Source organism: Bacillus sp. JJ1562, from assembly GCF_036962705.1.
Taxonomy (GTDB): Bacteria; Bacillota; Bacilli; order Bacillales; family Bacillaceae_L; genus Ferdinandcohnia.
In genome coordinates this window covers 1-6,224 of sequence record NZ_JBALOQ010000070.1, presented here as the reverse complement: position 1 = coordinate 6,224, position 6,224 = coordinate 1, and the positions used below count along the sequence as shown (strand labels likewise).

Sequence of the window (6,224 nt, the reverse complement as noted above, 5' to 3'; positions counted from 1 at the left end):
ACGAACGGGGCAGGTTAGTGTAAGAGGTATGATCTATTTTGAAACCTAAACCTTTATTAAATCGTATAAAAAACTAACAGATCAAAGTACCTAATAACGGTGGTGTAGAAGTGAATGAAATGTTACCAATGCAACGTAAAAATGGTTCTAGACTGTAGTGTGAAGGTTGAGGGCGTTATGTATGGCATTAAAATAAGCAAAAAAGGGAAAGGATTATTTAACAATATCTCAGCAAAGCCAAAAGCAGCAGTTTGTCCTAATTGTGGGTATGTTTCATTCTATATAGATGATTATAAAAAGTTTGTATAATTACTTTTCCAAATTCGACTCCTGTTCAGCAAATAGGTGCTTTTCTTCAACAAGAAGGCAAGGCATTTTTCTTATTCAAGTAACCGGTCAGGATAATTGAATAAAGAAGATTGAAAGAAAAGTAATTCACAAAAAAGGGAGGTATAAAAGGTGGACTTATTACTCTGGATAACTATTGGTTTCATAATAATCGGATTTGCTGTTCTCACTTCTATGAAAAAAGGTATGGAAAGTAAGCTCGCTTTTATAACAGCAAATATGGAAGACGAGGAAAGTACAAAAAAAGATAAATCCATAATTTGGTGGATAGTGAGTACCACAGCTTGGGGAATAGTGAGTATGATTCTTATTGTTTGGTGGTTTCATAATCACTTTGGATAACTGTTGGTTTCAAATGTACTTAAACAAACGGGTGCTTTGATCCAAGAAGGGTTACGCACCTTTATGTTCTTTATGTTGAAGTTATTAAACTAACGGGGCAGGATTGTGCAATAAAGTTTTAAGTATGAAAGGTGATGAAAATGAAAATGAAACATTTTAAAGTAACTCTTGTTATAATCTCAATTTCTATCCTTTGCTACCATATTTTTAAGTTATTCTACATTTGGGCAGATATTCCCGAACGTATCGCAATACACTTTACTAACGACACACCAGATAACTGGGGTCCGAAATACATCCTGTATATAATGCCTATTTTGGGTATTTTCATTTGGTTCCTTATTGGTTTATTAGTTAAAAAGCCAGAAAAATTGAATTATATCAATTTAACTGAAGCAAATAAAGAAATTCAGTTTTCAAGAACTGGAAAAGTAATGATACTGATTCAAAATCTTAGTTTAATATCCTTTATACTAGGTAACGAAGCATTGCTAAGATATTCAGTCGGAATCGATTCTAGTCTACCTTTTATAATCTCGCTCACTCTTTTGGCTATTTGTTTTATTGCTCCCATTTATCTTTTAATTTGGGCATCAACATTGAAATACTAGATATTATCTAAATTAATTCAATATATTATTGAACTAACGGTGCAGAATAGTTCAACAAAGTATTTCTGAATTTTCCATCTTTAAACTGGTGTTAGAAATATATTGTTAGGTTAGCTATTTTTTAGGAGGAGAATTTCTTATGATTAATAAAGTATTGGTTATGTTATTTTTAGCAACTGTTTTTGTTTTATTATTAGGGGGATGTACATCATCTAACATAATCCCTGTAATAAAAGGTGGCTATCAAAGTGAAAATGTAAACGGATATTTTGTTCAGTTGTCATTTCAACCAGATACTAATAGTTTTATTGAATACATTAATAACAGGGAAGTAGATAAAGGAACCTACGAAGAATTAAAAAATGGTGTATATAAAATTAATGGGGATATGCAAGAATTTGAAATTACAGTAAATAACGATAACTCCTTTGATATTTTCTTAAAAAAACTAAATGATGGTAAACCAATTAAAATGAAAAATGTCAGTGATACTCCAGTATATTTTTCAACAAAATTTGATGATATCGAAGAATATAAATCTTTATTAGAAGATTAAGGGCATTTTTTACTAACGGGTGCATTACTTGAACAGCAGTAATGCTCTTTCTTCTTCAAGCAAAGGGCAGAATAGTTAAATAATTCATTCGTCCATGTGGTAAAATATGAAAAAAAATATTTGACATGAATACACATTGTGGAATATATTTAACTAAACACTTAATTAAGGAGTTGCTTAATTGACTACGAAGGACACACTCAGCCTCATCTTCGCTGCGCTCGCCGATCCGACGCGCCGAAACATCCTGACCAGGCTGTCACAGAGGGCCGCGACAGTTGGGGAGGTCGCCGAGCTCTTCGAGATAAGCGCACCCGCGATCTCCCAGCACCTCAAAGTGCTGGAGCGAGCAGGGCTGATTGAACGAACAACAAACGCCCAATGGCGGACCCTGACTATGCGCACCGAGCCTCTCGATGAGGTATCAGCCTGGGTCGAGAAGCACCGCCGTGAGTGGAACCAGCGCTTCGACGCACTGGAAGAACACCTCAAAACCATGATTACAAAGGAGGAACAATGAACATGTCAAATGATCACAAAGGAGGAACAATGAACATGTCAAATGATCACAAAGGAGGAACAACGAACATGCCCACATCTGAACCGGAGTTTACCATTACCCGCATCCTGAATGCCCGCCGCGAGCTCGTGTGGCGCGCTTGGACCGAGGAGAAGGAACTTGCCGACTGGTTGCCTTCGACACCCCTAGAGACCATCTCCTTCGACGTTCGCGAAGGAGGACGCTACCGTTATACGATGGTCAACATCGAGACCGGCGAGGAGTATCCAACCGGAGGTGTGTTTCTCGAGGTCGTACCATTCGAACGACTCGTTTTCACCTGGGGCTACCCCGATGCTCCCGTCGAGAACTCCCCTGTCGTGAACCTAACCCTTATCGAACACGGGGACCGCACCGAGATGATTTTTCACCTGCGCGGATTCGCAGGTCACCCCGGCGATCAGTACGTGTACGACGGCTGGTCCGATACGCTCGACAATATTGTGAAAAAATATAATTAAACAAACGGGTGCTTTACTCCAACAAGGGTAAAGCTCTTTTCTTGTTCAACTATAGGGGCAGTTTAGTGAAAGAAGGAATTAACAAATAATAAAAGAATATTACTTAGTAAAGCTAATTTATCAGGAGTGCTTAGATGAAAACATTTTTTAAAGAGATAGTGAAAGGTGTGTATGGTTTTTTAGTCTGGGATGACACTAGGGATTGGTATAATAACTGTTATTTACTTCTGGAAAAGAGTGTTAATGTAACTAATTTTTAAGAAAACATTGATAATATTATTACCGTGTGATATTCTAAAAAAGACCGTTCGGTTTGAAAGAAAACTTACTGATTGGTGAAGCTTTGGTGAAGACAGAAGAACAGTTACGCTATGCGTATATGAAAGTATTGATTCGTTAAAAAATGTTACTTTCATGCTAATCAATAATGGGGTGCTATGATGAAAAAAGGTGAGAAGACAAAACAACAAATTATTATTCTTGCTACTGACGTTTTTAATCAGAAGGGGTATTTCGGAACTTCGCTCACTGATATTATGAAAGCGACCGGTTTGAAAAAAGGGGGTATTTATAATCATTTTAATAGTAAAGAGGAGCTAGCGATTGCCTCTTTTGACTATGCGATTGAAGTCATGACGAGAATCTACGCCAAGGCCATTGAAGGGAAAGACTCAAGTATTGATCAATTAATCGGGCTAATTTCTGTATATGAGAATATCATTGAAAATCCACCATTAAAAGGTGGTTGTCCGATTTTAAACACGGCGGTAGAGAGTGATGATACCAATCCAATTTTAAAAGAAAAAGTACAGGTAGCTATGACGAAGTGGCTAAGACTTATCCAATACATCATCCGTAAGGGGATTAAGAAAGGTGAAATAAAACCGAATGTACATGTAGAGTCATTTGCCTCGTTAATTACGTCAACAGTCGAAGGAGCAGTTATGATGAGTAAGTTATATAATTCGAATACCCACATGAAAAATGCCATACAACATATGACATATAGTATTGAAAACCTTCGTATTACATAAATTTTTTTGCTCAAAAAACAGACCGTTCGGTTTTTTTGGAGTTGCAAAATCCAAGGAGTGATAGGACATGGTTTTATGGATAGTAATCGGTATGTTAATTTTAGGAATAATGACTACAATAATATGGAAACTGGCTGTGATTAGCCAAACCCCAAAGAAAGTACCAGTAACGATAACACCTGATCTTCCTTATGAGGATATATCGTTCATAAGTGGGACTGATGAAGTCAAAGGTTGGTTCATTCCTTCAGAAACGAAAGATTATGGGAAGGCTCCGCTTGTTATTTTGGTTCATGGATGGGGGGCCAATCGAGCAAGAATGTTGAGATATGTAAAACCTTTGTATCAATCTGGTTATTCGTTATTGCTTTTTGATGTACGAAGTCATGGTGAAAGCGATTCTGTTAAAGCTCTAACAGTTAAAATTTTCCGAGACGATTGTATCGCTGCAATTCAATATTCGAAGTCGAGAACTGACATTGATCCGAATCAAATTGGTATATTAGCTCATTCATTTGGTGGTTTCGGTAGTATTATAGCCAATAAGGAGGACCTAGGAATTAATGCAGTAGTGTCTGATTCTGCACCTTCTCAATTTAGTACGATTATGAAGGCAAGTTTAAAACGTTTTAAATTGCCTTATTACCCCCTAGGCCCTATCATGGCCAAGATTATGTTTATTCGAGCTGGGATATCTAGGAAGGAATTAAGGGAGTTCATGGTTCCGCAAGCAATTCAAAATAGAAAATCTCCGATTCTCATGATTCATTCGAAAAAGGATGATTACGTCCCAAGCACTGAATTAGATTATATTTTGGGTTATGTCAATATTCTACATCTTTATGTGGAAAGTAGAGGTCATCGTAGTTCCGAAAAGGATCCCCAGTTTTGGAAAACGGTATTACCATTTCTGAAAGAGAACTTATCTAACAATATTATGAAACAAAACTAGAGAAAAATTATTGAGCTGGAAACTATTAACCTAACACGGGTAGGATTATAAAAGAAGAAGGCTTAATAAAAATATTAGAAAAAAGGAGATAGTAATTTGTTAGGTTATTATAATAAACTATCTGTGATAATGGCAAAATGAATAAGAAAAAAGAACGGGAATATTACGCTGAAACAACACATTTCATTGATGAGTGGAAAGTTACTCATAGACTGGCTAAGATTCGATAGATATTGTCACAGAAATTTGATAATACACTTGGAGAAGATGATATGAGTGATATAGAAAGAGCAATGGAAGGTCTAAAATATTGGTCTAAGCTAAATGGTCAACTATAAAATATCATTTTTCTTCTTCAAGTAACGGGTAGCGATAGTTGAAGATTAGAGCTGTCATAAGGGCAGCTTTTTCTTGTTGAAGTTAAGGGGCAGGTTTGTGGAATAAAAAGTGAATTAATCCATTATTATCTGTATTATGTTAACTGCATAAATCAGTTGTACAGAGATAATAAAGTTGTTTAATTTGCAATTATTTTGCGGTATTGAAATTAAATATCAAAAATAAAGGAAATCTCTTCTTGGCAGTCGAATATTAGCCTAGAACCATAATTAACTATTCCTATGAGGAGGATTCTTATGCGTCCACGACCATTATTTATTGAAAATCCAGAGCATTATAGGTATGTTAGTCTTGTGCCAGATGGAGATATTGAAGAAATACTTAGTAAGCAACGAACTAAGACCATTACCCTCTTAAGCAGCGTATCAGAGGAGTCAGCAAGGAAGGCGTACGCACCAGGGAAATGGACTTTAAAAGAAGTGATTGGGCATATGACCGACTCGGAACGTGTGATGTCGTATCGAATGCTTGCCATTGCACGAAATGAAAGTGCACCACTCCCAGCAATGGATCAGGATCAATACGTTTCTGCGGCAAACTTCAACAAATTATCCTGGGAGCAGTTACTAGCTGGTTTAGACACGGTACGCTCCAACACGTTAAGCCTTATTTCAACCATTGATGATGCAGCGTGGGTTCGTAATGGAACTGTAATGAACAGCCCAGTTTCGGTAGGTACCATTGCATATGGCATTGTCGGGCACGAGTTACACCATATGAAAGTGATTAGTGATAAATACTTATAAGTCTTTTTCTATTAATGAAAAAACCTAATTTCTCATTTATTGCTGAAAAATTAGGTTTGTTAATATTGAAACTTCCTTAACGTTGTAAATCTGCATTTTTCTGACGCTACCCCTAATAAAGATATTAAATAATATCCCTGGACCAGATGTACTAAAAGAAATGTATAAGAAAAAGCAACAAGAGAATTAAATAAAACTTCTTCTTCAACTAACGGG

Annotated in this window: 9 protein-coding genes; all 9 read left to right on the top strand. The window is 36.4% G+C overall.

Annotation, left to right across the window (positions count from 1 at the left end; translation table 11 throughout):
- Positions 1-114 precede the first annotated feature (114 nt).
- Positions 115-309: a nucleic acid-binding protein gene (locus V7097_RS25310; RefSeq protein WP_335706408.1), complete on the top strand. Its 195-nt coding sequence runs from the start codon at positions 115-117 to the stop codon at positions 307-309.
- Positions 310-459: 150 nt separating this feature from the next.
- Positions 460-690 carry a hypothetical protein gene (locus tag V7097_RS25305; RefSeq protein WP_335706407.1) on the top strand — a complete coding sequence of 77 codons (231 nt, stop codon included), beginning with the start codon at positions 460-462 and terminating at the stop codon, positions 688-690.
- Between the two features lie 140 nt (positions 691-830).
- Positions 831-1,301 carry a DUF1648 domain-containing protein gene (locus V7097_RS25300; protein WP_335706406.1) on the top strand — a complete coding sequence of 157 codons (471 nt, stop codon included), beginning with the start codon at positions 831-833 and terminating at the stop codon, positions 1,299-1,301.
- A gap of 139 nt (positions 1,302-1,440) precedes the next feature.
- Positions 1,441-1,857 (top strand): hypothetical protein, encoded by a 417-nt coding sequence (locus tag V7097_RS25295; RefSeq protein WP_335706405.1) that lies wholly within the window; start codon positions 1,441-1,443, stop codon positions 1,855-1,857.
- A gap of 181 nt (positions 1,858-2,038) precedes the next feature.
- On the top strand, positions 2,039-2,377 hold the full coding sequence (locus tag V7097_RS25290) for an ArsR/SmtB family transcription factor (RefSeq protein ID WP_335706303.1): 339 nt from the start codon (positions 2,039-2,041) through the stop codon (positions 2,375-2,377).
- Positions 2,378-2,379: 2 nt separating this feature from the next.
- On the top strand, positions 2,380-2,877 hold the full coding sequence (locus V7097_RS25285; protein WP_335706404.1) for an SRPBCC family protein: 498 nt from the start codon (positions 2,380-2,382) through the stop codon (positions 2,875-2,877).
- Between the two features lie 440 nt (positions 2,878-3,317).
- A complete protein-coding gene (locus V7097_RS25280; RefSeq protein WP_335420964.1) occupies positions 3,318-3,911 on the top strand; it encodes a TetR/AcrR family transcriptional regulator in 594 nt (197 codons plus the stop codon).
- A gap of 67 nt (positions 3,912-3,978) precedes the next feature.
- Positions 3,979-4,863 (top strand): alpha/beta hydrolase, encoded by an 885-nt coding sequence (locus V7097_RS25275; protein ID WP_335420962.1) that lies wholly within the window; start codon positions 3,979-3,981, stop codon positions 4,861-4,863.
- Between the two features lie 635 nt (positions 4,864-5,498).
- Positions 5,499-6,008 (top strand): DinB family protein, encoded by a 510-nt coding sequence (locus V7097_RS25270; protein ID WP_335706403.1) that lies wholly within the window; start codon positions 5,499-5,501, stop codon positions 6,006-6,008.
- Positions 6,009-6,224: the final 216 nt, after the last annotated feature.